The following is a 1,413-nucleotide window of genomic DNA, read 5'->3' as shown; positions in this document are numbered from 1 at the left end:
TGGGTCACATTAAATTTAAGGGGATTAAGCAAATAATTTCTCTAACCTAAACAGGAAAAAAGATGTATCTGTCACGCCTCTTAAATTTGCTCTAAATAATTTGATTTTAGCATTAAAAGACTCAGCATTGGCATTCGTATTTCTATTCGTGTAGAAGTTTAGAATATTTTCAAAGTTAGTTTTGACTGTATTAGCTGTGGTATAAAATGTTTTTAACTCCTTCTCAAAAGTATTATTCATCCATTCTTTAAACCTCTTTTCTGCTGTGGATCGAAGCTTTTCCTCGTATATGGATCTAAAAGCAAGACTATGTTTGTAAGCTATATGAAGATCTGGATGTTCTTTAAATAATATTTCAGCTCTTTCTCTTTGATTTTCTGTCCATTGTATTTCTTTTTTGGCGATAATATATCTACTTCTTGCCAGTAATTGTTTGGGTGTATCTCCATTAGAAAACTCTTTAGATTTATACTTTTTGCCTTCTGATTTGCACTTTAAAATTAAATCATTTTCTTTATCAAGCTCCTCCCATCTCTTCTTGATTCTAAGGTGTTGTAATGCTTCCATCACTAGTTTAACTACGTGAAATCTGTCTGTAACAAGTGAGGCTTCTGGAAAGGTCATTCTTACTGCGGACTCAATGTTTTTAGCCATATCTAAAGTTATTTCCTTAACTTTCTTTCTACTTTCTAATGGCAACCTCTCTAAAGTATCAATGATATCTTGCGAACGTGTACCTTTTATTGAAGCGACCAAAGAACCTCGTTTTCCTCTTCCAATCTTATTTGTTACAAAAGTATATAGCTCTCCGTTAGATAGACTAACTTCATCAATGCTTAAATACTCTCCAACATTGGCTGGGTAAATCATGTATTGTTCTGCATGTCCTTTTTGATCCCATATATCAAAACCGCTACTGTATTTCTTATAATGACGACGAACCTTATCCGCTGCAACACAATAGTAGCTCGCAATATTGCTAATCGTATCTTCTCGGGTCTCGACCTGTACCTTTTAAAAAATCAGCGAGCTCTTGTGTTAATTTAGCTCCCTGTGCAATAAATGAGTAATCACTTTTTATCTCTTCCAAAGTCTCTTTATGTCGCCACCTTCGTCTTCTGATATTTAAATAAACAGCCTTACCTCGAAGTGGAAAATCTTGGATTGTCTTAATTGATATAAAGCCTTTTGACTGGTAGCTAGAAATATCATAGCCAAATGGCAAACTATTTTTCTCTTCCAAATCTACGCTTAGGATTTCTTTTTTAGTCTTAATATCACAAAGCACTAAAACTTCTTTTATATCAAAATACTTTATAAGCTCCTCAGGTAAAACATGAGATATTAAGGATGAGTTCATCGATGTTTTTAGTAGGTAAAATTAATCAAATCCCCTTAAAATTCACATGACCC

2 protein-coding genes are annotated in these 1,413 nt (G+C 33.5%); both read right to left on the bottom strand.

The features are described from left to right. Positions 1–24: 24 nt before the first annotated feature. Positions 25–975, bottom strand: coding sequence for an ISAon1 family transposase (locus DIT68_RS16160; RefSeq protein ID WP_449374854.1), 951 nt, complete (start codon positions 973–975; stop codon positions 25–27). Between the two features lie 4 nt (positions 976–979). Next, positions 980–1,360, bottom strand: a complete 381-nt coding sequence (locus DIT68_RS16155; protein WP_109360856.1) for an ISAon1 family transposase N-terminal region protein — start codon at positions 1,358–1,360, stop codon at positions 980–982. Between the last annotated feature and the right edge of the window lie 53 nt (positions 1,361–1,413).

The organism is Brumimicrobium oceani (assembly GCF_003143775.1).
GTDB classification, from domain to species: Bacteria; Bacteroidota; Bacteroidia; order Flavobacteriales_D; family Crocinitomicaceae; genus Brumimicrobium; species Brumimicrobium oceani.
Note: the sequence above shows the minus strand (reverse complement) of the source record. Positions and strands in the feature narration are given on the sequence as shown.